Source organism: Frankia sp. CcI49, assembly GCF_001983215.1.
Lineage (GTDB): Bacteria > Actinomycetota > Actinomycetes > Frankiales > Frankiaceae > Parafrankia > Parafrankia irregularis.
Genome location: NZ_MOWP01000029.1, coordinates 126649 through 153284, shown reverse-complemented (window position 1 = coordinate 153284; position 26636 = coordinate 126649). Strand labels below are relative to the sequence as shown.

The 26636-nt window shown below is 70.2% G+C and carries 18 protein-coding genes; 6 read left to right on the top strand and 12 right to left on the bottom strand.

Going from position 1 to position 26636, the window contains the following annotated elements:
• Positions 1-157: 157 nt before the first annotated feature.
• Together CcI49_RS26725 and CcI49_RS26720 are read left to right on the top strand one after the other, a co-directional pair.
• A complete protein-coding gene (locus CcI49_RS26725) occupies positions 158-1363 on the top strand; it encodes an acyl-CoA dehydrogenase family protein (RefSeq protein ID WP_198955636.1) in 1206 nt (401 codons plus the stop codon).
• 155 nt (positions 1364-1518) lie between these two features.
• Positions 1519-2751 (top strand): acyl-CoA dehydrogenase family protein, encoded by a 1233-nt coding sequence (locus CcI49_RS26720; RefSeq protein WP_076830445.1) that lies wholly within the window; start codon positions 1519-1521, stop codon positions 2749-2751.
• A gap of 37 nt (positions 2752-2788) precedes the next feature.
• On the opposite strand, the gene CcI49_RS26715 is transcribed toward CcI49_RS26720, so the two are convergent.
• The 5 genes from CcI49_RS26715 to CcI49_RS26695 all read right to left on the bottom strand — a co-directional run bounded on the left by CcI49_RS26715 (position 2789) and on the right by CcI49_RS26695 (position 7828).
• Positions 2789-3307, bottom strand: a complete 519-nt coding sequence (locus CcI49_RS26715) for a DUF3592 domain-containing protein (RefSeq protein WP_131831188.1) — start codon at positions 3305-3307, stop codon at positions 2789-2791.
• 207 nt (positions 3308-3514) lie between these two features.
• Positions 3515-4594: an acetamidase/formamidase family protein gene (locus CcI49_RS26710; protein WP_054564511.1), complete on the bottom strand. Its 1080-nt coding sequence runs from the start codon at positions 4592-4594 to the stop codon at positions 3515-3517.
• Positions 4595-4709: 115 nt separating this feature from the next.
• Entirely contained in the window at positions 4710-5501 is a 792-nt protein-coding gene (locus CcI49_RS26705; RefSeq protein ID WP_054564512.1) for a ferredoxin reductase, read from the bottom strand.
• Positions 5471-6070, bottom strand: a complete 600-nt coding sequence (locus tag CcI49_RS26700) for a sulfite oxidase-like oxidoreductase (RefSeq protein WP_076830439.1) — start codon at positions 6068-6070, stop codon at positions 5471-5473. The genes CcI49_RS26705 and CcI49_RS26700 overlap by 31 nt, the downstream gene beginning before the upstream one ends.
• 477 nt (positions 6071-6547) lie before the next feature.
• The gene (locus tag CcI49_RS26695; protein ID WP_076830435.1) at positions 6548-7828 is read right to left on the bottom strand and encodes an ABC transporter substrate-binding protein; all 1281 of its coding nucleotides are present in this window, start codon (positions 7826-7828) and stop codon (positions 6548-6550) included.
• A gap of 363 nt (positions 7829-8191) precedes the next feature.
• Here CcI49_RS26695 and CcI49_RS26690 point away from each other — a divergent pair, with 363 nt between their 5' ends.
• Positions 8192-10555: an ABC transporter ATP-binding protein gene (locus CcI49_RS26690; protein WP_076830431.1), complete on the top strand. Its 2364-nt coding sequence runs from the start codon at positions 8192-8194 to the stop codon at positions 10553-10555.
• Here CcI49_RS26690 and CcI49_RS26685 read toward each other — a convergent pair.
• The 3 genes from CcI49_RS26685 to CcI49_RS26675 form a co-directional block, all read right to left on the bottom strand.
• Positions 10524-13130, bottom strand: a complete 2607-nt coding sequence (locus CcI49_RS26685) for an ATP-binding domain-containing protein (RefSeq protein WP_076830429.1) — start codon at positions 13128-13130, stop codon at positions 10524-10526. The two genes, CcI49_RS26690 and CcI49_RS26685, sit on opposite strands and share 32 nt — an antisense overlap.
• A 335-nt stretch (positions 13131-13465) precedes the next feature.
• A complete protein-coding gene (locus CcI49_RS26680; protein ID WP_054564517.1) occupies positions 13466-14134 on the bottom strand; it encodes a hypothetical protein in 669 nt (222 codons plus the stop codon).
• Between the two features lie 83 nt (positions 14135-14217).
• On the bottom strand, positions 14218-15177 hold the full coding sequence (locus CcI49_RS26675) for an alpha/beta hydrolase (RefSeq protein ID WP_198955635.1): 960 nt from the start codon (positions 15175-15177) through the stop codon (positions 14218-14220).
• Positions 15178-15342: 165 nt separating this feature from the next.
• On the opposite strand from CcI49_RS26675, the gene CcI49_RS26670 reads away from it, so the two are divergent.
• Complete coding sequence (locus CcI49_RS26670) at positions 15343-16554, top strand: acyl-CoA dehydrogenase family protein (protein WP_054564518.1); 1212 nt, start codon at positions 15343-15345, stop codon at positions 16552-16554.
• A 35-nt stretch (positions 16555-16589) separates the two neighbouring features.
• Here the strand turns inward: CcI49_RS26670 and CcI49_RS26665 are convergent, their stop codons facing one another.
• From CcI49_RS26665 to CcI49_RS26660, 3 genes are all read right to left on the bottom strand, one after another.
• Positions 16590-17327, bottom strand: a complete 738-nt coding sequence (locus tag CcI49_RS26665) for a class I SAM-dependent methyltransferase (RefSeq protein ID WP_076830425.1) — start codon at positions 17325-17327, stop codon at positions 16590-16592.
• Positions 17328-17336: 9 nt separating this feature from the next.
• Positions 17337-18551 (bottom strand): hypothetical protein, encoded by a 1215-nt coding sequence (locus CcI49_RS41660; protein WP_131831187.1) that lies wholly within the window; start codon positions 18549-18551, stop codon positions 17337-17339.
• 67 nt (positions 18552-18618) lie between these two features.
• Complete coding sequence (locus CcI49_RS26660; protein WP_076830422.1) at positions 18619-19287, bottom strand: phosphoribosylanthranilate isomerase; 669 nt, start codon at positions 19285-19287, stop codon at positions 18619-18621.
• Positions 19288-21211: 1924 nt separating this feature from the next.
• On the opposite strand from CcI49_RS26660, the gene CcI49_RS26655 reads away from it, so the two are divergent.
• On the top strand, positions 21212-22939 hold the full coding sequence (locus tag CcI49_RS26655) for a DUF6461 domain-containing protein (RefSeq protein ID WP_131831186.1): 1728 nt from the start codon (positions 21212-21214) through the stop codon (positions 22937-22939).
• Between the two features lie 442 nt (positions 22940-23381).
• Positions 23382-25562, top strand: coding sequence for a protein kinase (locus CcI49_RS26650; protein WP_076830418.1), 2181 nt, complete (start codon positions 23382-23384; stop codon positions 25560-25562).
• Here CcI49_RS26650 and CcI49_RS26645 read toward each other — a convergent pair.
• On the bottom strand, positions 25480-26310 hold the full coding sequence (locus CcI49_RS26645; RefSeq protein WP_076830415.1) for a hypothetical protein: 831 nt from the start codon (positions 26308-26310) through the stop codon (positions 25480-25482). The genes CcI49_RS26650 and CcI49_RS26645 overlap by 83 nt on opposite strands.
• Between the last annotated feature and the right edge of the window lie 326 nt (positions 26311-26636).

The window sequence follows — 26636 nt, the reverse complement described above, 5'->3', positions numbered from 1 at the left end:
CCTCACAGCGTCACGAGTTCCTCTTCGTGTTTCCCGGGTGTCCCTTCGGCCGCACGGCAGGTGACGGCGGGCAACGCCGAGGCCACGGCCCGGTTGGCACCGATTGCCGCTCTGCGGCGGACCGGTTAGGTTCCGGGCTGGCGGAGAGGAGCGCGCGGTGTCCCAGACCATGACAGCGCAGGGCCTGACCAGCATCGTCGATGATCTCCTGGCCACACATCCACCGGCGGCCACGGACCCGCGCACGTTCCTGGGCGCCCGGTTCGACGCCGGCCTCGCCTGGGTCTGGGTCGGCCGCGACGACGGTGGCCGCGACGCCGATCCGGCGCTACAGCCGCTCGTCGAGGCACGGCTGGCCGCTGCCGGCGCCCCGGCCCCGTTTCGATACAACCCCATCGGCATCGGGATGACCGGGCCCACCCTGCTCTCCCACGGGACGGCGCAGCAGCGCACCGCCTACCTACGCCCGCTGTTCACCGGCGAAGAGGTGTGGAGCCAGCTGTTCAGCGAGCCATCCGCCGGGTCCGACGTCGCCGGCCTCGCCACCCGGGCCCGACGCGACGGCGCCGGCGGCGACTGGATCATCGACGGGCAGAAGGTCTGGACGTCCTTCGCCCACCTCGCTCGCCGCGGCCTGCTCCTCGCGCGGACCGACCCGAGCGTGCCGAAGCACGCCGGGCTCACCGCGTTCGTGGTCGACATGGCCGCGCCCGGCGTCGAGGTGCGTCCGCTGCGGCAGATGACCGGCGAGGCCGAGTTCAACGAGGTCTTCTTCACCGAGGTCCAGGTTCGGGACGCGGATCGGCTCGGCGCGGTCGGTGACGGATGGCGGGTCGCGACCACCACCCTCATGAACGAGCGTGTCTCGCTCGGTGGCGCCCTCGGCCGCGGCGACTCCGGGCCAGGGGCGGCCCTGCTGGCCGCCTACCGTGAGGCGACCGACCGGGGCGACGGCAACGCGGTGCGCAGGGACGAAGCGGTGCGTCTGTGGATCGAGGCAAACGTCAACGCGCTGACCGCCGCCCGGGCCGCGGCGGGCGGCGCCCGCGGGCGCCCCGGGCCCGAAGGATCGGTGCTGAAGCTGACCGGCACCGAGCACAGCAAGCGCGCGGCGGCCTACCTGCTCGACCTGCTGGGCAACGCGGGCGCGCTCATCCCGGAGTACCGGATGGCACGCCCGGACCTGCCGCTCGGCGGCGACGGCCCGCGTGACGCCGCCCAGATGTTCCTGCGCTCCCGAGCGAACACCATCGAGGGCGGAACGTCTCAGATCCTGCGCAACATCCTGGGTGAGCGGGTGCTGGGCCTGCCTGGCGATGTCCGTGTCGACAAGGGCGTGCCCTGGCGCGACGTCCCCCGCTGACCTCAGCCCTCACGGGCACCCCCGCTGACCGTGACGCCCTCGGCCTGCCGCGGCCGCCTCGGCGACCCCTGCCGACCCGCGCCCGACACCGAGCCCCGACCGAACCCCGAACCCGACCCGACCCGACGAACTCATCAGACCTGTGGAGGAGCACCGTGGGCCTCGTGTTCTCCGACGAGCAGGAGGAACTGCGCCGCACCGTGCGGTCCTTCCTCGAACGCACCTCGCCCGAGTCCGAGGTCCGTCGCCTGATGGAGACCTCCGACGGCTACGACCCGGCGGTCTGGCGCCAGATGGCCGAGCAGCTCGGGCTGCAGGGACTGCACGTGCCCGAGGAGTACGGCGGCTCCGGCTCCGGATTCGTCGAGCTCGGGATCGTTCTGGAGGAGATGGGCGCGTTCCTGCTGTGCGCGCCGTTCCTCGCCTCCGCGGTGCTCGCGACCGGCGCCCTGCTGGACGCGGCTGACCCGGCCGCCCGCGCGGAGCTGCTCCCCGGGCTCGTCGACGGCTCGTCCATCGGCACACTCGCCTTCGCCGGCCCGACCGGGCGCCTGGACACCACACCATCACCATCACCGGCACCGGCACCGGCACCGGCAACGACGGAAGGCGGCGGAACCACCGGGGTCGCAGGGACCGCGGGAGCCGAGGGGGCGGCGGGGCACGGCGAGCCGCTGATCGTCGCCACCCGTTCCGGTTCCGGCGACGGTGGCTACACACTGCGTGGGACCAGGCATTTCGTTCTCGACGGCGCAGTGGCCGATCTCCTCCTGGTCACCGCCTGGGCCGACGGGGGCCTGTCGCTCTTCGCGGTCAGCGGTGACGCGCCGGGGCTGGTCCGGTCACCGCTGCCGGTGATGGACCTGACCCGCAAACAGGCCGATCTGACGTTCAGCGGGACGCCGGCCCGGCTGATCGGAGCCGAAGGGGACGCCGGGCCACTGCTGACCCGAGTGCTGCGGCTCGCCTGCGTGGCGTTGGCGAACGAAAGCGCCGGCGGTGCCAGGGCCGTCCTGGCGCAGGCCGTGCGGCACGCCCGCGAGCGCGTCCAGTTCGGCCGGCCGATCGGAAGCTTCCAGGCCGTGAAACACAGCTGCGCCGACATGCTGGTCGCGGTCGAAGGCTCCCGGTCGGCCGCGTACCACGCGGCGCAGGTCGCCGCGTCCGGTGACGCCCGGTTGCTGGCCCGCGCCGCAGCGATGGCGAAGGCCTACGTCGGCGAGGCGTACTTCTCGGCCGCCGCGGAGAACATTCAGATCCACGGCGGCATCGGCTTCACCTGGGAGCATCCGGCGCACCTGTACTTCAAGCGGGCGAAGACCTCGGAGCTGCTGTTCGGCGACCCGGTGCATCACCGGGGCCTGCTGGCCGACGAGCTTGAGATCTAGCGGGAGTCATCGCCTGCCGGCAGCTGTGCCAGCAGTGTCAGTACGACGCGGGCAGGACGGTGAGAATCGGCGGTGCGTCGAGGTCGTCGGGCGGGTCGAGGAAGGACAGCTCGGGGACCGGCAGCCCGACGGCATCTCCCAGACCCATGAGACCCGTGCCGATCAGAACCAGCCCCAGCCCGACGGCAAGCGGCGACGTGGCCGCGACGAGCAGCAGGTCGCGCCGGTCCGGGACCGCCGCGTGCGAAGGGTCGCCGGGCCGGTAGACCACCGTCACGAGGCTGCCGACGGCAAGCTCCCGGCCCACCGAACTGCAGGCCTTCACCACCCGCCGCTCACCAGCGCCGGTCACGAAGCTCACCCACGGGGTGCAGGCGACGGAATCGGTATCCCGCTCGACATCGACCCCGACGACCAGCGCCTCGGCTACAAAACCCCGGCGGCGCAGCCGCCGCATCTCGAAGTAAAGCCGGAACGCCCTGGACGTCGTGACGAGCACCGCAATCCCGAAAAGAATCGCGAGAACGCTGCCCGGCGGACTTCCAAAAAATTCCATATTGAGCCCTTTCCATCTCACGGCGCATGGTCAGGGGCACCGGGGTCCCGAGCCGACGACGAAAGGGCTCATTCCCGATGATGCTCCCGGTCCGGAGGCCGTGACCGGTGTCTGGGCGTCAGGTGTTTGGCAGTCGGCCGGGGGACAACTGTCGGATGCTTCTCCTCGCACCCACCAGGTGGCGGGCCCGATCCGGCGCGGCGGCGTTTACCAGGCGGGGAAGTCGCGCTTGCGGATCAGGCAGTGCACGCCCTTCACGTCGTCGACCACCTGGCTCACCATGAAGTCGGCGGCGGCGGAAAGATAGCTGTAGGCGACCATCACCGGCACGTCCCGAACCTGGCTGAGCACCCGCAGCGCCTCCCGGACCGCCAGCCGCATGGCCTCGTCCAGGTCGGTGTGCAGGCCGACGGCGATCCAGTGCTCGGGCGTCTCACCGAACGGCCCACCCACCCCCGCGCCGAACGGTGCCGCCTCGTCACCGGTCAGCACGGTGAGGCGCACGGTGGTCCGCAGCGATGCCTCCAACGCCGTCAGGGAGACCTCCCCGTGCCCCTGGGCGAAATGCGGATCCCCGGTGTAGAAGCCCGCGCCGGGGACCTGGACCGGCAGGTAAAGGGCCGTTCCGGTGACGAGGTCGCGAACATCGAGGTTGCCGCCGAACGGGCCGGGCGGAACCGTGTTGAGCGCCTTCTCCCCCACCGGGGTGACGCCGGTGAGGCCCATGAACGGCGCGATGGGGAAGGAGATCTGCCGCCCCGCGCCGTACCGCATCACCGCCCGGCCGGTCGCCACGTCCACGTCGCAGAACTGGCTGTAGCGGTCGGTGAGGACGCCGTCGTCGTCGATGGGCAGCTCACCGGGCAGCGCGCCCCGGCCGTGCCGACTGGAGACGAGCCCGTAGGGAACCCGCGGGATCAGCTGCAGGTACTCGACCTTGAGGACGTCTCCGGGCCGTGCTCCCTCGATGTGAACCGGCCCCGTCACCACGTGCGGGCCGTCCAGACCGCGGTAGTGCTCGACCTCCCTGGCGATGTCGATCGCGTCCTGGAGCACGGCGTCGCCGGCCACATCATGACCCGCCCAGAAGGCCTTCGGGTCCCGGCCCTGATCCTCCATCAGGCCCTCATGGGACACGGTGTCGATGGTGATCGTGGCACCGGAGGCCACCTGCAGCACCGGCTCGGTCACCGCGGTGGGCAGGCGGCCCCAGGTGACCGTCTTCGGCGACGAAGGCAGGTAGTGCTGCCCCGGCCACTCCCCGGTTCCACACTGCAGTACGGACATGATGACGCGCTCCCTAGTAGCTCGTCCGGGCTCGGAGCACAGGCTTACCGACCACGGTCGATCCACCCAATCCCACCAGGAAACCGCATGTCACGTCCCATATGAGCGCCCCGTTTCACACCTTGGAGGGCCCGGGGGCGGCGCTCGAACCACTCGGCCCGAAACGTTCGGTTCGGATCCGTTCGGATGCGTGGCCGATCTCGACCAGCGCGTCAGCGACCGCCTCGACGAAGCCGGTCGGGCCGCACACGTAGCAGGTCGGCTCGAACTCCGGTGGCCAGCCGGCCGCCGCCAGATCCTCGACGCGCAGGCGGCGCGGCGGCGACGTCCAGTGCTCGGGGACAGCCCTGGTGTAGGCGATGGTCACGTCCAGCCCGGGATCACGGCTCGCCGCCGCGCGCAGCTCGGCCGCGTAGTAGAGATCGCTCGGGGTGCGCACGGAGCAGACCAGGCGGAACGGGCTCCTGCTGCCGGCGGCGCGGCGCGCCCGCACCATGGCCATCAGCGGCACCAGGCCTGAGCCGCCCGCCACCAGCAGCACCGGCGCGGTGTCGGTGGGCCGCCAGACGAACCAGCCACCGATCGGACCACGCAGCTCCACCGGGTCACCGATGGAGTAGGTCTCCGTCAGGTACGGGGAGACCTCGCCACCCGGCACCCGCTGCACCGTCAGCTCCAGGCGATCACCGTCGGCCGGTGCGGCCAGCGAGTAGCTGCGGCGGGTGCTGTAGCCGTCGGCGGCGGTGAGGCGCAGATCCACCCGTTGGCCCGCGAGATGCCCCGGCCACCCGGGCACCTCCAGCACAAGGGTGCGGGCGGTGTCGGTCTCCGCCCGGACGGCCACGAGGCGGGCGACCCGCCAGGCGAGGCGCTCGCTCAGTCGCCCTGGTAGCGCTGCTCCAGCCACGGATCACCTCGATCATGGTATCCGGCGAGCTCCCAGAAGCCCTGTTCGTCCCGATCCAGCAGGCGGATGCCGCGCACCCACTTCGCCGATTTCCAGAAGTACAGGTGCGGCACGAGCAGCCGCGCCGGGCCACCGTGCTCGGGTGCCAGCGGGGCGCCGTCGTAGCGGTGCACCACCCAGGCCTGCCCGTCGAGGAGATCGGCGAGCGGGAGGTTGGTGGTGTACCCACCGTACGAGTGCACCAGCGCGTACTCCGCGGCCGTCTCCACGCCGCCGAGCAGAGTGTCGAGGCTGACGCCCTCCCAGGTGGTGCCGAGCTTCGTCCACTGGGTCACGCAGTGGATGTCCACCGTCGGCGACTGACTGGGCAGCCGCAGGAAGGCGGCCCAGTCCCAGCGGTGCTCGACGCCGGTCTCCGTCGTGATGGTGAACTCCCAGTGGGCCTGCTCGACCCGGGGAGTGGGCCCGGCGGACAGCACTGGAAAGTCCTCGGCAATGTACTGGCCGGGAGGCAGCACCGCCCCGGCGGAGCGAGGTCGGCCCTGAAAGCCCGGAGACACGATTCCCACCTCAGGACTCCTATCACGCAACCCGCACTCGAGCTCGGGCCACTGCCGCGCGGTCACGCGGGCCACCGCGACACTCAGACCACTGTGCTGCTCAAGCCACTGTGCTGCTCAACCCGCCGTGCTGCTCAACCCGCTGTGCTGCTCAACCCGCTGTGACGTTGTCGCCAGCCTTGCCGGCCCTCTGATGAGGTTGTCGACCTCTGATCCGGCCCGGCCGCGGCGCGGGGCCTGTCGGCTGCCGGTCACCGATCGGGAGCCGGTCACCGATCGGGATGAGACCCGTCGCGTCGCCCGGGGTCGGGGGGTCCCCGGGCGACGTCTCGATCTTTTCATCACCGACGGCGCATCGGCAATGACGGACAGGTGCGATCCCACTACCTTAGGACGTTAGTCCCAGGACGAAGGTCCCCGGGCGACCTTCTGTAGGTCCTACGAAGGCCGCCGTTTGATTCTGATAGTCGATACGCGACGCGGAAATCAGCTCCTGAGCGTCCCACAGCGCGGCGCGGGCCGCAGCACCTCGAACCGGGTGCCGTCCGAACTCACCCGCATGAAGGTGTAGCAGCGCCCGAGCTCGCCGAACGACGTGGCGAAGTCGATCGGTTCGGGCAGCAGGCCGTCCGCGGAATAGTCACGCACAGCACGCAGACCCTCGACGAAGCGCTGCCGGGTCGGGCACGGGCCAGCCGCTGAGAGACCACGGAGAAACATGTCGGCCGTGATCCACCCGGACAGCGCCGCCTGCTGGTTCGCCGTCGGCAGGTAGGGCGCGTAACGGGCCATCGCCTCAAGGAAAGCCCGATGACCGGGCAGCTCCAGCTCGAACGGCTGGTAATCCACGAACAGATTGACCCCGGCCAGGATCGGCCCGAAAAGCTTGAGCATGCTCTGGTCGTAACCGGAGGGCGTCAGGATCACCCGCAGCTTCGCCCCGGCGGCGTGGGCGCCCAGCACGACCTGGCCGAACGCCGTGCCGGTCACCGCGCCCACCAGGGTGTCGGCCCCGCTGTCGCGCACCTGGTCCCCGATCGCGCGAAGGTTGATGGGGCCGGTCGCATCGACGGTGCCGACGACTCGCACGCCCGCGATCTCCAGACTCGCTCTCAGCTCGTCGGCGAACTCACCGGAGGCGGCGGAAAGGCTCGTCAGCACGATCAGTGCGGTGCGGCCGCCCTGCTCCGCGACGAAGTCCCCCCAGGTGGAGACGGAGCTACCGTCCGCGATCATGTTCGAATAGCTGAACATGTTGTCGTAGACGGTCCAGGCCGAGTCGAGCGACGTCCCCGTGACCGGCACCCCCTTGCTGTGCAGGTACTCGGCGGAGCCCGCGGACGCCGTGGTCGACTCCATGATCCCGAAGACCTGGCGCTGCTCGACGAGCGTCCGGGCGGCCGCGCGGTTCGTGGCGGGCTGTGAACCGTCGTCCTGGCGCAGGTAGGTGACGCGGCGCCCATGGACACCGCCGGCGCTGTTCGCCACGCCGAGACGGGCCTCCACGCCGGCGCGGAACGGAGCGAACAACGAGGCCGCGTTGCCGGAGTCGGGATAAAGCAGCCCCACCCGCACCTCGTCCGCGGTCACGCCCGGGGTGCCCGGGCACGCGGCGCCCGTGCCACTCGGCGACGGAGGCTGCGCGCTGCTCGCGCCGAGAACGCACGACGCGGCGGAACCGCCCAGGACCGCGGCGAGCAGCGCGGCCAGCACCGCCCGCACCCCGCGGCCGCGCGCTCGCGGCACCCGGCCGCGGACTCCCGGCATCCGTTCACGCGCTCGCGGCAGCGGACCGCATGGTCCGGACCCGGCCGTCACTGCGGCCGAGGCTTCGGCACGGTTCGTCCCAGGTCTGGTACGCACAGCACCACAGTGACCCACCAACGTCACCGCCTTGCGCCAATCCGTGTTATCTGTGAACTTCCACTATCAGGCCATATATGACGCAACCCTTCGGCAAGGCTCCGCGTGGGATGTGTCCGCTCGTAGTCGCCGTCGCACTACCGCCGATTTCTGTCGCACCCGCGGGGGACGATCTCCGAGAGCTGATCGACTGGATCTCCCAAGGAGTGATCATGTCGTTTGCGGCAGTCCGCGCCGTCGGCCACGGCAGGTAGGAGGGCAGCGGCGATGAACAGCCGAACCTCACCGGCGCCCACCGGTGGTCGCGGCGAGGAATCCCGCGGCGTGCCCCTGGCACCACGTCTGATGGCTCTGTTGTTGGCCCGCCTCACCGCCAGTGACAGCGCCCGGCGCGGAATCCGCTTCTTCGACGACCAGGGCGGCCGGCTGCTCGCCATCGTCGGTCTCGACCTGGTCGGTGCGTTGTCGATGGCCGTCGCGCCCTTCGTCCTGCGCGCCGTCGTCGACGACGGCCTGCTGGAGGACGGCTCCGCGCAGGGCCGGGCGGCGCTCGTCGGGCAGGTCGCGTTGCTGCTGCTTGCCTTTCTCCTCCAGGCCGCGCTGGGAGCCGCCTCGACCCTGATCGGCGCGGGCGTGGGCGAGCGGGTCTCGATGCGGGYGAACGTCGCTGTTCATGACCACCTGCTCCGCCTCCCGTTCTCCTTCTTTCCAGGCCAGCGGCACGGTGACGTGCTCACTCTCTTCGGGGCCGACATCACGGAGGTACGCAGCGCGGTGTCGCTGTCGGTCCCGCGCGCGATCAGCGCGGCGGTGACAGCAGTGGTGGGGCTGGTCAGCATCGCGGTGCTCGAATGGCGCCTGGCTGTGGTCGCCGTGTGCCTTTCACCGTTGGTCTTCGGGCTGATGACGCTCGGCCGGCGGCGCGGTCGCGAACTCACCCGAGAGCACATCAAGCTGCGGTCAGCGCATTTCGCGGTGATCACCGACACGACGGGGGTGTCGGGGGCACTGCACGTGCGGCTGTTCGGCCGGAGCCTGTACGAGTCCGACCGCCTTGCCGGCATCGCCGAGCAGACCAGCCAGGTCGCCCTGGAGCGGATCAGGGTGTCCGCCAAGGCACAGCTCATGTCCTCCGGCGGTGCGGCCTCGGCCATCGTCGCGGTCATGAGCGTCGGGATCTGGCTCGTCAGCACCGACCGCACGACCGTCGGCACCCTGATCGCCTTCGCGAGCGCGCTGTTGTTCGCCTACCGCCCGGTCACCGGTCTGGCCGAGAGCCGTGCCGATCTCATCGAGGCCGGCGTGGCGTTCGACCGGATCTTCGGCCTGCTCGATCTGCGACCTGACCTGCGGAATCTGCCGACCACCACTACCACCGGCGGCGGCCCGGTCGTCCCTGCCCGTTCCAGGCCGCGCGCCGACCCGGCGGCCCCGGGCAGGCGGGCCGTCGGCCCTCCAGCGGCCGGTTCGGGTTCGGGTGCGGCTGTGGGTGGCCCCGTGGTTCCGGCCCCGCGAGCCACGACCACGCCGCAGGTGCGAACGCCGCTCGGCGAGCAGCGGTCCGTACCAGGCCGATCACCCGTGCCGGATCCAGGCGCGATGCCGGGTGCGGGCGCGATGCCGGGTGCGGGCGCGATGCCGGGTGCGGGCGCGATGTCGGGTGCGGGCGCGATGCCGGGTGCGGGAGGCCGGAGCCCGGCACCACGCGATTCCGAGACAACCGGCCCGGCGCTGCAGGCACCGGAGATCACCGTCGACGGGGTGTGGTTCCGCTATCTCGGTGGCCGTCAGAACGCCTGGTCCGCGGCGGGGCGAGACGTGCGGCGCCGGTGGTGGTACGTCGAGGATGAGGACGAGGCGGAGGCCGAGACAGCGGAGCCGGCCGGCGACGAGGTCCGGTGGGCGCTTCGTGATCTGCACCTGACCGCTCGCGCCGGTGAGAAGACGGCGATCGTCGGAGCGAGCGGCGCCGGCAAGACAACCCTCGGCTACCTGCTGTCCGGAGTGCACCTGCCCGACCGGGGCCGGCTGCTGCGCGACGGTGCCGACTTCGCGGAACTCAGCTGGGGCGAGCTCCGCGCGACCATCGGCGTCGTTCCCCAGGATCCGCATCTGTTCAACGACACCATCGCCGCGAACGTCCGCTACGGGCGGCTGGGCGCGAGCGACGAAGAGATCACCGAAGCCGTCACCGACGCGGGCCTCGGTCCGCTGCTGACCCGGCTGCCCAGGGGCATCGCCACCAAGGTCGGGGCTCGGGGCTACCAGCTCTCCGGCGGTGAACGCCAACGGCTGGCCCTCGCCCGAGTGCTCATCGCCGACCCACCCGTGCTCATCCTGGACGAGGCGACCTCGCAGCTCGACGCGGCGACCGAGCACACCGTCCAGGAGGCACTGGGCCGGCTGGGAGCCGGGCGCACCCGCATCGTGATCGCACATCGCCTGTCCACCATCGTCGACGCCGACCGCATCTACGTCATGGGCGACGGCTCGGTGGTCGAGCAGGGCCGCCATGTCGATCTCGTCGAGGCTGGAGGCGCCTACGCGCGCCTGTACAACCGTCAACTCCGCGGAGATGCGGACAGGGCCGCCGACGATGTCACCAGAGCAGATGAAGCTGGCGTCCCGTGATGGTCTCCTCGCCCGCTTCGGCCGCCGGCGCCACGCGCCCGAGATCGGTTGCCGCGGCCGCTGTCGCCACGCTGTTCTCGCCCGACCCCGACCCCGGGCCCAGCCCCGAACCCGGGCTTGGGCTTGGGCTTGGGGCGCAGGGCGACAGACTGTGCAGCACCTCGGGAAGGTCCTGGGCATGCACCACGGTGAGAGCCCGGGTGGCCCGGGTCAGGGCCACATAGAGGTCGGCCAGGCCCCGCGTCGGCCCAGCCACGATCTCGGCTGGTTCGACCAGGACCACCGCGTCGAACTCCAGCCCCTTGGAATCGGCCACAGTGAGGACCACGACCGGGGCGTCCAGCAGGTCAGGCTCCGGGCGGGCCCGACCTGCACGTGCGTGACCCGACCCGTCTGTCTCGGGCTCGTCAGGCTGGCCTGGTGCCGCGAGCGCCGGTGCCGCGTCACGCAGAGCCGCCCTGAGGGCCGCGACCCGCCCGGGTGTGCTGATCACCGCGACCCGCCCGCCACTCACCTCCGCCGCAGCGTCGATGGCGGCCGCGACCACGCCGCGCACAAGCTCGCCCTCGGCCGCCGGACCACCCGCCGCTACCGAGGAACTCCCAGCCGCTACCTCCCCCGCGCTCACGGCGATCCGCACGGCGCGGGGACGCCGCCCCACCGAACGGACCGAGCGCGGGGCCACGGCAGCCGGGTCGGCGGCGATCAGGACGTCGGCCGCGACGTCCATGATCTCGCTGGGCGTGCGGTAGTTCACGGTGAGCCGCTCAACGGCGTAGTGGGTCACCGCCGGCCCCAGCAGCTCGCCCCAGCTGGTCGGGGCCCCCGGGCGGGCACCCTGGGCCAGATCGCCCACGAGGGTCGCCGTCCGGCCGGGGCACCGCCGCCACAGCAGGCGCCACAGCATCGGCGAGACCTCCTGCGCCTCGTCGACGATGAGATGCCCGAAGGTCCAGGAGCGATCACCGCTCGCGTGCTCGGCGGCGGCCCGGCGCTGCCGCGGTGCCGTCCAGCGCTGCGCGATCGTGTCCGCGTCGATCCTGTCGTTCAGGCCGAGCATCTCCAGCACCCCGTGGGCGTACTCGCGCTCCGCCGTGCGCTCCGCCTCCGCCCGCCGCTCCTCCGCCCGGCGGGCCTGTTCGTCGAGGTCGCCGAGCAGTTCCGCCGCCTCGTCGAGCAGCGGAACGTCAGCCGGGGTCCAGCGGACCTCCTCGGCCTTGGCTCGGCGCAGCAACGCACGCTCGGCCGCGGTGAGATGGGTGCCCGCGGCGCGACCGAGCAGGTCGGGCGAGGCATAGAGGTCGGCCAGCAGCCGGGCAGGGGTGAGCACCGGCCACAGGTCGTTCAGCGCCCGGCGCACCTCGCGGTCCGTCCACAGGTCCGACCGGATCTCGCCGCGCTCCTCCTGGTCGAACAGCCCCTTCGGCAGCTGGGTCACGACCTGGTTCGTCAGCACGTTCAGCAGCTCGCGCAGGAAGATCCCACGGGCGGAGTTGTGCGGGCGGCGGCTGCGGCGAGCCCTGGTCCGGGCCCGGGCGACGGTGTCCCGATCGAGGTGGAGCTCGTACTCGCCGTGGCGCAGCCGAAGCCCGCGGCCGGGGACTCGCTGCCGGTCCCGGACCGCGCCGGCGATCACCGCGGCCATCCGCTCGTCGCCCTTGAGCACAGCCACCGCGACCGGTTCCTCGCCGGTCGCCTCGATTCCGGGGAACAGCCGCGCCGGCGTCACGAACATCACCCCGGTCTCGCCGAGGGAAGGCAGCACCTGCTCGATATACCGCAGGAAGACGGGGCTGGGGCCGACCACGAGCACACCGGAACGCAGCAGCCGGTCGCGGTGGGTGTAAAGCAGGTAGGCCGCCCGGTGCAGAGCCACCGCGGTCTTTCCGGTGCCAGGTCCGCCGTCGACGACCAGCACCGCGTTCGCATCGGCGCGGATGATCCGGTCCTGCTCCGCCTGCAGGGTCGAGACGATGTCGTGCATGCGTCCGGTACGGGGCGCGGAAAGCGCCTCCAGCAGCATCGTGTCCCCCGACTCGGGCACGTCGCTGCCAGCACCAACTCGAGCTCCAGCGCCGGTGCCGGTGCCAGCATCGGTTCCGGCGCCGGTGCTCGCGGCGGCCATGAACGCCTGCGGGTCCAGCGGATCGTCCGCGATGCCGGTGACCCGCCGGCCGCGGGTCCGCAGATGGCGCCGACGCACCAGCCCGCGTGGGTCGGCGATCGTGGCCTGGTAGAAGGCGGTCGCGACAGGTGCACGCCAGTCCACCAGGATGGGCTCCTGCTCCTGGTCGGAAAGCCCGATCCGGCCGATGTAGGTACGGCCCCCGTCGACGTTGTCCATCGCTCCGAAGCACAGCCGCCCTTCGGCGGCATCGAGCCGCGAAAGCCGGTCGGCATGCGTCGCGGCAAACACGTCGCGCTCCACGATCGACTGCGGAGTACCGGTGCCGGCCTCCATCAGGACCTGCCTGAGCTGGGCACGCGTGGTCTCGCGGATCTCGTCGAGTCGCGTGTAGAGGGTGTCGACGTAGGCCTGCTCGCGCGCAAGCTCCGCGTCACGTGTCGTCGGCACCTTGTTTCCTTCCCCACGGCTGGCTGGCCGAGGTCGAAACGGGCGGCGGATGGCCGATGGTGGGCCCGGACAGCCCACCACACTCAGATCATCCCGTCTGATCATCCCGTCTGACGACGCCCCGGCCAGGACGTGTCCTGGAGGCCCGACCGCCGCCAGGCGGCCGTCCAGGCCAGCACCCCACACGCCGACACACCGACCACTGCGGGGCGAGGCATCGACGCGCGGCCGCGGACGCGACTTTCGTCCCACCACACACGCTACGTCCGTCCGGCCGGCGGGGGACGGATGGAAGACGTGACGATGAACGTTTTCTCCCGGACGCCCGGCCGGCCTCATCCTCCGTGGGAGGCCGCCTGCCTGCGCACCTCYTCGGCGTCGTGTTCAAGCCGGGTGCGCACCAGCGCCGCGACCAGCCGCGGGATGTCCTCGCGCTCGACCAGCGCGCTCAGTGTCCGGACGTCTCTGGGCAGCCCCAGGTCGCCCGCCGACTGCAACGCACGTTGATCCGCATAGGGCACCAGCTCGTCCCAGGCCGCCTGGGCTTCGCGCAGGAAGATGTCCGCGCCCACCGGCCCGATCCCCTTGATCTTCTGGAGCAGCAGCCGTTCACGTTCCGGCGTGTGGTCCGCCTCGTCCCGCAGGCGCCGGATGTCGCCGTCGTAGGTGTCCAGCAGATAGCCGCACGCGTCGGCGAGGATGCGCGAGGTGCTCTCGTCGTAGCGCGCATAGCCGCTCTGGTTGAGCACGCGGGTCCGGTCGGCCCAGCTCGTCTCGCTCATCGCGGCAGCGGTGGTGGTCCAGCCCTGCTCGCGCAACGCCCGGAAGGCGTCGACGGCGACTGACGTACGGATCCGCGCGCTCGCCAGCAGAGCGAAGAGCAACAGCTCGAACATCGCCTCGGCCGTGTCGGCGGGGACGTCCACACCGAGCTCGTCGGCGAAGGTGCGGCCGTGCCGCGCGAGCAGCTCTCCCACGACCACCTCGGGGTCTGTTCCAGCCATGAAGCTGGGTTACCCGCCGTCAGGCCGGCCGACGCTCGGCTGTCAAGCCCAGGTGCCCCCGATCCTCAGCCAGCCCGGACGTCTCAGCCGGCCCAGAAGTCCTCGATCAGCCGGACGAGCTCGTGCGGCCGGTCGCTCTGTACCGAATGCCCCGCACCGGCCACCACGACGGTACGCATCGACGGCAGGCGGCGGCGGAACCGCTCGACGTCCTCGTCGTGCACGAACGGCGACTCGCCGCCCCGTACGAGCAGCAGCGGAGCGGTGATCGCGCCCACCTCCTCCCACAGCTGCCCCATGTCGAGGACACTGTTCTTTCCTGTGCTGGCGTTACCCAGGTCGTAGCGCCACGCCCACCGGCCGTCGGGCCGCTGGTAGGCGTTGTGACGCACCCCGCGGCGCACGCCCGACGCCGGGCGGTGCGGGCTGAGGCTGATCGCGGCCTGCGCCATCTGTTCGAACGAGTCGAAGGTGGGCGGGCCGCCGACCAGCGCCACCGCGCCACGCTGTGTCGTGCTCATCGCCTGGACTCTGGCGGCCGACTCCGGGGTGACGTCCACGAGCACCACCCGTGGGCACAGGTGCGGGCGGGTTGCCGCCAGGCGGATGGCGGTCGCGCCACCCAGCGACATCCCGACGACGAGCTGGGGTTTCGGCGCGACGGCCACCATGCCCGCCGCGATCGCGTCGGCGTTCGCCCACGGTCCGTAGTCCCGGTCCTGGCGCCAGGAGGAGTGCCCGTGCCCGGGCAGGTCGAAGGCGACCGCCGGACGGCCGAGCGCCAGCACCACCGAATCCCAGGTGTGGGCGTTCTGCCCGCCGCCGTGCAGGAAGACGACCTCGGGTTCGGCCGAGCCCCACCGCAGGTAGCTCAGCCGGCGCCCCGGCTCGATCTCGAGGTGACCGCGGCGGACGTCCGGCCTGCCATGGTGCGGAAGACCCAGCTCCTCGGCGTTCTCGTGGAGCAGCCCGAACTCGTCGTAGTCGATGGTGGCGTCAGGGTGCTCGACACCCGGCGCGTTCGTACCCGGCGCATCCGTCACGTTGCCGCCTCGCTCTCGTCACCGTCAGTTCGGTCGCCGGGAATCGCGGCCAAGGCTACCCGACGGTAGGTTCAAGGAGTTCAAGGAGAATGTAGGACCTGTCGGGCCTTTCACGTGTCGATCCGGGGCGCGCCGGAACGCCGGCCGGGATGACGGAGGGACACCATGAGCTTCAGTCTCGACCTCACCGACGAGCAGACGGAGCTGCGATCGTGGGTGCATGGCTTCGCCGAGGAAGTGGTGCGGCCCGCCGCCTCCGAATGGGACGAACGGGAGGAGACTCCCTGGCCGGTCATCCAGGAAGCGGCGAAGATCGGCCTCTACAACTTCGACACGCTGTCCACGCTCTGGTTCGAGCCGACGGGGCTGTCCCTGCCGATCCTGTCCGAGGAGCTGTTCTGGGGCGACGCGGGGATCGGCATGTCCATCATGGGCACCTCCCTCGCGGTCGCCGGGATCGCCTCCTCGGGCACGCTGGAGCAGGTCGGTGAGTGGGTGCCCGCCTGCTTCGGCGACGCCGCCGATCCGAAGGTGGCCGCGTACTGCGTCTCCGAGCCCCACGCCGGCTCCGACGTCTCGTCGATGCGGGTCCGAGCCCGTTATGACGAGGCCACCGACGAATGGGTCCTGAACGGCCAGAAGGCGTGGATCACCAACGGCGGCATCGCCAACGTGCACGTCGTCGTCGCCTCGGTGGACCCGGCGCTGCGGGCGCGCGGCCAGGCGTCGTTCGTGGTCCCCCCAGGCACTCCCGGCCTCAGCGCCACCCGGAAGATCAAGAAGCTGGGGCTGCGCGCCTCCCACACCGCCGACGTCTTCCTGGACGACGTCCGCGTCCCGGGGCGCTGCCTGCTCGGCGGCAAGGAGAAGCTGGACGAGCGGCTCGCCCGCGCCAGGGAGGGCACCGGTTCGGCGGGGCAGACCGCGCTGGCGACCTTCGAGATAAGCCGCCCCACGGTCGGTGCCCAGGCCGTGGGCATCGCCCGCGCCGCCTACGAGTACGCACTCGACTACGCCCGCGGCCGCGAGCAGTTCGGGCGCCCGATCATCACCAACCAGGCCGTGTCGTTCGCGCTCGCCGACATGCGGATGGAGATCGACGCGGCGCGCCTGCTGATCTGGCGCGCGGCCTGGATGGGGCGCAACGAACGCGAGTTCACGGCCGGCGAGGGCTCGATGTCGAAGCTGAAGGCCGGCGAGGTCGCGGTATGGGTGACCGAGAAGGCCGTCCAGATCCTAGGCGGAGCCGGCTACAGCCGCGAACACCCCGTCGAAAGAATGTATCGAGACGCAAAAATTTACACGATTTTCGAGGGTACGTCGGAAATTCAGCGGCTCGTGGTCGCCCGAGCGATCTCCGGAATGCGCCTGTCCTGACCCTTCCGCTCAACGGTCGCGTCCAGGATGATCCGTCACCCCTTGGACGCGACCAGCCCACATGCGCGTCCTCTAATATGTAGAAAACGTGGCCATGAGTCCATATCCGCCATCCCTGGGAAGCGACTCACCATCTCATGGGTGGGCCTTGGCTCCGCCATATAGTCACATATCAGGCCGGCGTCCGACAGCATTGAGAAGTAGCTCTCAATGGGGCGGTGAGCACTATGAAGATGAATTGACCTGTCTCGTATCCACACAAATTCATCAAAGTCTCGCTCGTCAAAATAGCTGGCCCCCGACGTGTCCTTCGACCCAGCTAGGACCGCCTGCCACGATGACAATGGGTGGACGATCGACAGGCACAGTGCACCACCGGGCACGAGAACTCTAGCAGCCTCCTCGACAGCGGTCGCCGCGTCTACCATGTCGTGTAGCGACATCGAAGCAACCACAAGATCGAAGCTGTCGCTTTTGAACGGCAGCTCGGCACCGCGGCCGAGAACTCCGTGGAAATCCGGTGCGGCATCCACCGCTTCTCGTACAAGCATCGGAGACATATCCAGACCGACGACCTCCATACCGGCCTTTAGCAGCTCCCTGCCGACGCGACCCTCGCCGCATCCCAGATCGAGTACTCGTCCTGCGCCCGGCGGGATCATCCTCAGCAGCGACGGAAGATTGAAATGCCAGAAGTAGACGTCGTGCTCAGGGTCCCGGGCCCAGGCGAACCAGTCCCTCGCGAGTTCGTTCCATCTATCGAGCAGGGACATTGCCACCTCTCATGTCACCAGGTATGTAACCAGTGGGAGCACCACGGCAGTGACAGCTCCGTAAATGCCGAGAGCAATATGCCGATTAGATGTCTGCGACAGGCGGGCGGCCGGATATCCGTACCATCCGACGGCAAGGAAGTAGACAAGCAGGCAGGCGAGGATCTTGCGTGAGACATCGGTCACGGCGACGCCACCGAGGACAAACGGCGCAAACATGGCAACGAGTGCGGTAAACAGTATCCCGACCGCAAGCCCAGCGGTACTGTTCATCAGAATTGGGCTCCCACCGGGACCAGGAGCGATCTTCTGACTGTCCGAGTGATGACTTCCGTCAAGCTGACAGAATAGCTCCAGAAGATCACCGGGTGACGTCCGGACGAAGGCGTCACGAACCATGACCATCGTCTGAACACCATGAGTCGTCGAATACGTAGTGATCGGACCAGCACCATTCAATGTGAAGGCGCCTTCCGCACCCAGCGGATCCGTCAGCTGATGGCTCATCAACTGGATGAACTGGCCGCGCAGCGCTGGAGTGAAGAGTCTAGGAGGATCAGTCTTGAGAATCGCCTGAATGACTACGGCGAGGTTCGGATGTCTCCACTTATCGCGTATAGGTCCACGTACGAAGGCCTCCTCCTCAATCGGGATCGGCTCTTCAAGCGCCTCCAGAAGACGCCGCAGACCGGCCTGTACCGCGCGCCGGTAGGCACTGTTCCGCCACCGGGCAAAGGGTAGGCCGGACAATGCCAGCAAGGCCCAGGAGGTGTGTGCTATCGGACACTCCTGGTTTCGAGGCCGCGCAAGGTTGTCCAACAGCCAATTCCACGATTCAATACACCGATCGGCGAGTTCCGGAACGAGATCCAGATCAGATGCCTCCCCGATCGCCAAGAGCGCGACGCTCGTAACGAACGCCGACTCCCCCTGCTCAGGCGCAAGTCGCCAGCCACGACCAGTGAACTGAGCCCACAGAGCATCCAGGGTCTCTCGTATCAGTCGGTCACGATTCAGGCTCGGGGCTAATCGGCATAGCCCACGCAGCCGCCAGGCATGATCTATGGGTGTGTCGAAAATCCATACGCGACCGTCCGGCCAAATAACTTCCAGCCGGGCCAGCGCATCTGCAAGACCTTCGAAACCGGCACTCGGTCGACCGGCATGCGCCAGGGCTACTACGACCTCAGCGGTGTTCTGCGGGTTGGGAATGACGTCAGCCACCCATCCCCAGCCCCTGCTTGGCGATTCAGAGGCCTCTAACCAACGGCACGCGATATCAATACGCCAGTCAATCGCAAGCTGCATTTGCACCTCGCACAAAACCCTCGACCAGGTCCCTCATCTTCACCTCGCCCCGTTCGACCCCACTGTTCACGTTGACACCCCACGGCAAGACCGCCCGCACCGCTTCACACACATTCTCGGGACGGAGTCCCCCGGCAAGAACGACTGGGACTTTTGTAGCTTTGATGATCCGGGCCGAGATCGACCAGTCATGAGTCAGGCCAGTTCCACCGATCCTGTTTTCGATCTTGTTGACCGAGTCGAGAACCAGCCCTTCCACCAACCCTTGCCAGCGCTCCGCCATCGAAATCGAGCCTTCGTCGACGACATGTATCGCCTTGAGCAGACGAACTCGCGGGAAACCCCGACGGATCTCCGGAATGATTGCCGGATCAATATCCTCGTGCAGCTGTATCGTGTCGATCGCAAGGTTACGAAGATCGCATATCTCACGGATCTCCGTGGCGTGGGTAACAGCATATCGTCCCACGTATGGAGGAACCATATCCATGAGGTTCGCAGCATGGTCCAGATCGATCGCGTCCTCCGCTCGGTGCTTCACCTGGACCAGCACCCCTACAGCATCAGCACCACCTTCAACGCACGCAGCCACGTCTGCGGCCGTCTGGTTGGCACAAACAGAAGCGCGAATCCTCCTCGCGGGACGATACATATCTGGACTAACCTCCGCACCAGGAACTGAAAGTTTGGTTTCCCGGGACACGACAGCCCCTCCAGACGTCGCTCTCCGTTGCGACATCCGACAGCACGACCCCAAAGCCAGACACCGACACCGTGCTCCTGCGCCCCAAGGCCGTCACCGGCCAACACCCCGCCATTTGTCCTGGTCACCCACCATATGACGAACTTCCGAAGATACGGACACGGTCAATCGATGCTCATCGTCACCAACCTAGCAAAGGTACACACCAGCTTGCACCACATACCCCGATTTAGCCCGGCCATCGCACATGACGCCTGGTCACACACATGATGCCAGGTCAGATGTCCCGCTGAGCAGCCGTTTCCCCAGCGGGAGAGTTCGTCCCGATCAGGAGCATTCACGGCGCCGGCCGCCCGACACCTGCTGCAATTGCATCTGCATGGCTACCGGCGGCGCGCGGAGCGGGAGGCCTCGGGACTCAGAACCAGCCTTGGACGAGCCGCCGGCCCGCTTGTCCGCAGGCAGCCATACGCACCGGGGCCCGCGTCGTCCCAGTTCACCTTCACAGCCAACGGCGTCGTCAGCCTCGCGAGGCCAAGCACCTGATACGCACCAGCCACGATCACGCCGTTGCCGGGGACACCGCACCTACGCGACCGAGCCGGACCCCGATGGCCCGACGGCGTCGACCCAGTTGAACGCCTCAGCGGATGTGCCGTTCCGGGCCCGGCCCACCATGCGGATGGAGAGTGACACAGCCCGGCGACGCCCCGGGGCCGATAACCGGCCAAGACGGTACAAATACTCAACAAGGCCAGCAGGGCAAAACACTTTGCGGGCCAGGCTTGCCAAAGCAGGAAAATTTACGCGACTTGCAACGTATTGCGGAAATCCGGAAGCCCAGGGTCGCCCGAGCGATCTCCGGAATGCGGCCATCCCGACCCAGGGCGCCACAACAACCGGGAGCGACACCAATCAACAACACCTGGCCGATGCAAGATCCATCACTCATCCACGATCGCACCGCAGGTGCCGTGACCGAGGTATCACTCGCCACACCAGTCGCTGTAGAACAATTTTCCCCGCGAGATGGACAAAAACCGGCAAGGTACGAGGTTCGGCGGTCCAATCCCGTCTTGGATCAGACTTGTCGGACCGCCGATGCGGGACGGGGAGGGTGTTCGGGGGCACCTGCCGCGTCGGCGGTCCGACCGCGACCGACCGCGAAGCACCAGCCCCAGCGCCGCTGGTGACCGCGGTCGTGTCATCCCCGGCCGACTCATCCAGGCCGATTCATCCTGGTCGTCTCGTTCAGGTCCGCTGCCTCCCGTGTTCTTCCGCGTCTGGATACGCCGAAGCCGGCGGGCCCGGGAACCGGCCATCGGAGCGGGATCCATCCCGCGCAGCGCCGAATTGTCGGTGGCGCCCGCTACGTTCACGCCATCGGGGAACGGCCCGACCACCAGGAGCAGTCGATGGTCGCCGGCCGCTACAGATGACGACGATCGGGAGCGATGCAGTGACGGACATGGCGGCCTTCGCTGGCCCTCCGGACCCTGCTCAGTACTGGGCGACCCGCAGGCCCCTGCCCGTCGACAGCGGCCCTGCCTCGGCCGCCGATCGGATGCAGGCTCCGGCACCGGTGCTGGCTGCTCTCGCGGTGGCCGTCGCGGCGGTGCTGCCAGATCTCGCCGGGCGGGTACCGCTCGGGCCGGCCGCGAAGCTCGGGCGCCTCCGTGTGCAGGCAACCGAGGCCGGCATCCGGCCGGGATCGCGGCGGGCCGGGGCACCCCTACCTCCACGACCATGGCCCCGCGGCGTTCAGACCGGCCAACTCGGGTCGGTGCAGCCGAGGCCCGCACCCACCCCGCGCGCGCCCGGGCCAGAGGTGGTCGTGCCGCCGTGGCCGGCAGGCTCCGCAGAGTCGCCTGTCGTGCGGGCTCTGCGCGCGCTCGGGTCGCCACTCGTCAACCGTCTGCTCGGCGCGCTGGAGCTGGCCGTCGACGTCCTCCCCACCGCGGGCGCCCCGACCGGGGTGGCCGGGCTCCTGCCGCCTCCGCCGTCGGGCTCGGTTCTCTACGCCGGTGTCTATGTCGGCGAGGACGATGAGGCGGGCCGGGCCGTCATCACTCTCGATCAGGTCCGTCGCGGCGCGACCACGCTGGTGGCGGACCTGGCCTGGGCACTGGCCGGGCATCCTCAGATCGCACCGCTGCTGACCGCCGCACCCGACGCACCCACACCCACGCCCGACGCACCCGCACCAACCGTGCCGACCCGGGACGCGGCCGCTGCCGCTGCCGAGGCGGCGGTGGCGGCGCGGCATGGTGCGGCCCATCTCGCCCTCGGGGTGGCCACCGCGGCCGTGGTGCTGCGCGAGCTGGCCGTGCCCGGCGTCGGAGCCGACGCACCGGCGGTGATCGGTGTCGGGCTGGGCGCGGCGGTCGAGCTGCTGACCAACACACCGATGCCGCCCGCCTACGCGCAGGCGGCCCTCGCCAGGCGGCGCGCCGAGTACCTGCTGCCACGCACGGCGCACGGGCAGGTCCAGCTGGCCGGGCACTGCTTCGGCCTGCTCGAGGGCGCCTTTCCGGTGGCGGCGGTTCCCGGGGACGGTGCCTTCGCCGGCAACGGCCTGGTTCAGGTGGTCCCTGGCGGTGCTGTCATCCGGGCCGGTTCCGCCGCCGCGGTCGTCCACGTGACCATCAAGGTCCTCGCGGGTCCACCGGAGCAGGTCGAGGTCGTCGGGTGGGACGAGGTCGTCGACGTGAGCTGGACCGCAGCGGCCGGCGCGGCCTCGGTACTGGGCCCGGCACAGCCCGGGGAGCCGGTGGAGCCGGGCGGTCTCGCGCAGCAGACGCCCCCCTGGCCCGGCGAGTACCGGCTGCGGGTACACGCAACGGGCCGCGACGACGCGGTGGAGGCGGCGGACGCGGGGGCGGCGGACGGTGACGTCGCCGCGACGCAGGCACTGGCGCCGGCCGGCGGATACATCGTGAGCCGCGCCGAGTCATACCTGCTGACGGTGTGGGCTGCGCCGGCCACCGCCCCGATCGTGCACAAGCGGACCGACAGCCTCGGTTACCGGCTTCGCGGGGAGCAGGAGCCGGTAACCCCGCCGCGGCCGGAGAAGACCTACTCCTGGATCGGGCGGAGCGGCCTGAGCGAGGCCGCCACCATCACCGTGATCACCGGCCTGGGTCTCGATGACGTGGTGCGTGCCTTCCAGGCCGACCCGCAGTCGGCCACGACCCTGCAGTCGGCCCGGGACCAGGYCGGCCACCGGTTCTCGGTGTCCTTCCTCGCCGTGGACGGCGCCGTGCTCGCCGTCGAGGACAACGGCTTCATGGGCAGCGCCGCCGAGGTACTGCGCCCGCTGTCTGCGCAGGGCCGCGCGGCCAGCATCTTCTGGAACATCAACGCGGTCCGACGGCTCAACCTTGCCGCGGGCGGCGAGCTGCTCGCCACGCTGGAGCTTCCCCACGACGGCCCGGTGCCCGCCGCCGCGGCTCCTTACCTCGCCGACCTGGACCTGGCCGACTACCGTGACGGGGCCGCCAAGGGCCTGGCCGCCGTCGCACGCTTCACCGGATACCAGGTCCGGCCGGCCGACCTCACCCGCATCGAAGAAGCCGACCGCGCCTACCTCATCCGGTCGTAACGCCCCGACACCCGCCGGAGGCTCGCCGCCGGAGGCTCGCCGCCGGAGGCTCGCCGCCGGAGGCTCGCGGCCAGCACCGTGCGCCGGCATGGTGCTGGCCAGCACCATGCACTCCAGCACCATGCACTCCAGCACCGCGCAGCCGGCGACGCCCTCCTGCCGGCATCGCCCCACACCGGCAGGAGGGCGAAAAGAGCCAGTCTGCTCGTTGAGGAAGGACTGGGCGCAGACAGCTTCCGGACAGCGGGGTCGGTGCACCGCCATCACCGCGCCCGCATACAGTGTTGCCTGTTCGCGGCGATTTCCTTTCCGGATTCCGCCGGAACGGTACGGCGGCCGCTTGTGGTGGCATTGTTTACGGCAGGATCAGGAACCGGAACGCGGCGGCGGCCCTCCTGCGGTGAGGCACCGAACCCCGCCGCCACAGGTGAGGGTGAATTCGATGTCATCGGATGCCGGCGTGACCGCCCGCACCACTCCGCTCGGCAGTGGCGACCCTCGCCAGCTGGGTTCCTACCAGCTGCTCGGCAAGCTCGGCCAAGGCGGCATGGGCACGGTCTACCTGGGCCGGTCGCAGCAGGGCCGACTCGTCGCGATCAAGGTGATTCGTGCCGACGTGGCGGACAACCCCGAGTTCCGTGCCCGGTTCTGGTCGGAGGCGGAGACCGCGCGCAAGGTCGCCCGGGTCTGCACCGCGGAGGTGCTCGAGGCCGAGCCGCACGCCCCGCAGCCGTACCTCGTCACCGAGTTCATCGAAGGCGAGACGCTGGCCCGGTTCATCGCCCGCAACGGCCCGCTGGCCGCCGCCAACCTCGAGCAGCTCGCGGTCGGTGTCGCCGCGGCACTCACCGCGATCCACCGCGCCGGCATCGTGCACCGCGACCTCAAGCCGTCGAACGTGGTGCTCTCCCCGTTCGGCCCCCGCGTCATCGACTTCGGCATCGCGCGCGCCCTCGACGCCGCGACGAGCATCACCGGCGACCTCCAGCAGCTCGGGACGCCCGCCTTCATGTCCCCGGAGCAGATCCAGGGCGGGGCGGTCACCCCGGCCGTCGACATCTGGGCCTGGGGTGGTCTGGTCACCTTCGCCGCGACCGGCCGTTACCCGTTCGGGGAGGGCACCTCCCAGGTGCTGCTCTACCGGGCGCTGAATGACGATCCCCAGCTCGACGGCATCGACCCGGCGCTGCGTCCCATCGTCTGGCAGGCGATGCGCAAGGATCCGGCGGGCCGGCCCTCCGCGCAGCAGCTGATGCTCCGCCTGCTCGGTGACTCCGCCGCGGACCCGGACGCCACCGTCGACCCGAGCCAGGTCACCCACGTTCTCGAAGGCTGGGACCTTCAGGCCGCCGCCGGTGCCGCGCTCGGCGCCACGCCGACGCCCCGGTCGCCGACGACCGACCCGCGGGCAGGCACGGGCCGGCACGCCACGGCCGGCACGCAGACCCCGGATGACCGCACCGCCGTCACCGCCCTGGCCAGCGGCGCCGGAGTCCGGGCCGGAACGGGCCCCGGGGCCGGCACCGAGACCGTCGATACTCCGACTCAGTCGCGGACCCGGGTCGGTGGATCGCCCACGGGCGGCAGGCGCCGTACCGCGATCGCCGTCGGCGGCGCCGCGGCCGCGGTCGTGGTGGCGGTCGCCGCCATCCTGATCACGCAGACCGGCGGCGACAAGAAGGACGACACGACCACCGTCGCCGGCAGCAGCAGCGCACCGCCACAGAAGTTCGCCCTGCCGCAGGCGAAGGTTCCGCTCGATACCGAGACGATGGTCTTCGCCACCAAGGACAGCGGAAACTACGACCTGTACACCGGCCGGCTGCCGGACCAGGGCGAGCTCACCGCCGTCAAGAAGATCACGACCGCGCCCCAGGACGAGCTGCTGCCCTCGATCAGCAGGGACCGCCGGACGGTCGTCTTCTTCCGCAAGGAATCCGAGACCGAGAACGCCCTGTACGCGGTGGCAGCGGACGGTTCGCAGGACCCCGTCAAGCTGTTCACCAGCGGTAAGGCCACGAGCCTGACCATCGCCGACGACGCCCGGCCGTCTCTTTCTCCTGATGGGAAGTTCGTCGTCGTCAGGTCGACGACGAACGCGGACGGCCTGCCGGACGCCGGGCTGTACGTAGCCAAGCTCGACGGCAGCCAGGTCTTCCGACTCGACACCGCACAACAGGCGACCGACCCGGCCTGGTCACCGAGCGGCGAGCGCATCGCCTACTGGGCCTCCGAGTCGGAAAGCGACCGGGGCTTCATCGTCACGATCCTGGCCACGCCCACCGCCACCCCGACACCGCTGACGAAGGGGCAGGGCAATCGTGATGCCGACCCGACGTTCTCCCAGGACGGCCAGCGAATCGCCTTCAGCCGCCAGGAGAAGGACGGGGATCTTGAGATCTACCAGATGAACACCGACGGCACCCAGGTCACCCGGGTCACCGCCGAGAAGGGGCAGGACCAGGACCCCGCCTACTCCCCCGACGGCAAGTGGCTGGTGTTCACCGGCGAGCGGGGTGGTGCGCCCCGCAGGATCTTCCTCACGGACCCGGCTGACACGACCACGCCGGATCGTCAGCTGACGACCGTTCCGAGCTTCCACGTCCGCTGGTCGACCGGCTGATCTCGCCACCGCCACGGCCGGGCCGGTGCACCTGATCRGCCTGGTCGGCCTGGTCGGCGTCGCCGGGCACGGCCATGCCGGCCTGGACCAGCCGCCAGAACTCCGGACCCCCACCCGGCCCGGCGCCACCGTCATGGCGCCGCAGGACAGCGTCCTTGAGAGCCACGAAGTGAGGGGAGGGATCGGCTCCCGGCCGGCCCTCCCCCACCGGCACGGCGGCCCGAGGTGGGTGCCCGCCGGCTTCCCGCAGCCAGCCGTGGCGCAGCACCGCCCGCAGCATCGGCACGGCGATCGCTCGATCCAGCCACAGGACGACGTCCTGCAGGGTGCGGTGCACCGCTGTGACGGTGATACCGCCCAGATCGGTCACCTCTGGCGGGGACAGTGTCATGAGATGGCGGCGGCAGCCGCGCCGACGCCGCACCGCAACCGCGGGATCCTCGAACGCGACATCCACCGGCTCCGCGGCCTGCCACGGCGGTAGGCCGGGGACGCCGTGCAGCCGGGCCGCGGTCAGTAGGCAGATCACGCCGCCCGCGGCGGCGAGTGCGGCTCGGGCATACGCACGCACCCGGTCGCGCACGGGCGGGACGAGCAGGGTTCCCCGGATCGGAGCCCACCAGCCACCCGTGCGCCGGCGCGAGGCGATCGCGGCGTCGGACATGCCGAGCCGCCGGGCCTCGCACCGGGTGACCATGTCGTCCTGCCGGCGGGCGAGGGCGACGACGTGTGCGTAGGCATCGGGCATGGGCCGAGTCTGCGGCGCCGAGCGGCGCCCGGGCGGCCGACGCCGGCCGCTGTGGACGAACGAAAGTGGAACCGGCTTATCCACCGCGCCCGCGCCCGCGCGGCTCGCGGGAGCAGCGGACGTCGGCGGACCGGCGACCGGCGGGCCCGCGGACCCGCGACCGGCTCGCCGGGCACCGGCTACCGACTATCGGCCACCGACGCCGTCTGCCCGCCGCCCGGGAGCGGGAACGCCGAAGGGGCGACGCCCGCCCGCATGGTGCCGGGTGAGCGTCGCCCCTTCGGATTCGTTGCTGTGACCACCCACGGCGGCCCGCCGCGGGCGAG

What these genes read in the sequence shown, in the direction of transcription:
- CcI49_RS26650 (WP_076830418.1), top strand. Translation starts at nt 23,382, where the DNA reads ATGTCATCGGATGCCGGCGTGACCGCCCGCACCACTCCGCTCGGCAGT.
- CcI49_RS26695 (WP_076830435.1), bottom strand. Translation starts at nt 7,828, where the DNA reads ATGCCGGGAGTCCGCGGCCGGGTGCCGCGAGCGCGCGGCCGCGGGGTG.
- CcI49_RS26665 (WP_076830425.1), bottom strand. Translation starts at nt 17,327, where the DNA reads ATGTCCCTGCTCGATAGATGGAACGAACTCGCGAGGGACTGGTTCGCC.
- CcI49_RS26710 (WP_054564511.1), bottom strand. Translation starts at nt 4,594, where the DNA reads ATGTCCGTACTGCAGTGTGGAACCGGGGAGTGGCCGGGGCAGCACTAC.
- CcI49_RS26715 (WP_131831188.1), bottom strand. Translation starts at nt 3,307, where the DNA reads ATGGAATTTTTTGGAAGTCCGCCGGGCAGCGTTCTCGCGATTCTTTTC.
- CcI49_RS26660 (WP_076830422.1), bottom strand. Translation starts at nt 19,287, where the DNA reads ATGTATCGTCCCGCGAGGAGGATTCGCGCTTCTGTTTGTGCCAACCAG.
- CcI49_RS26670 (WP_054564518.1), top strand. Translation starts at nt 15,343, where the DNA reads ATGAGCTTCAGTCTCGACCTCACCGACGAGCAGACGGAGCTGCGATCG.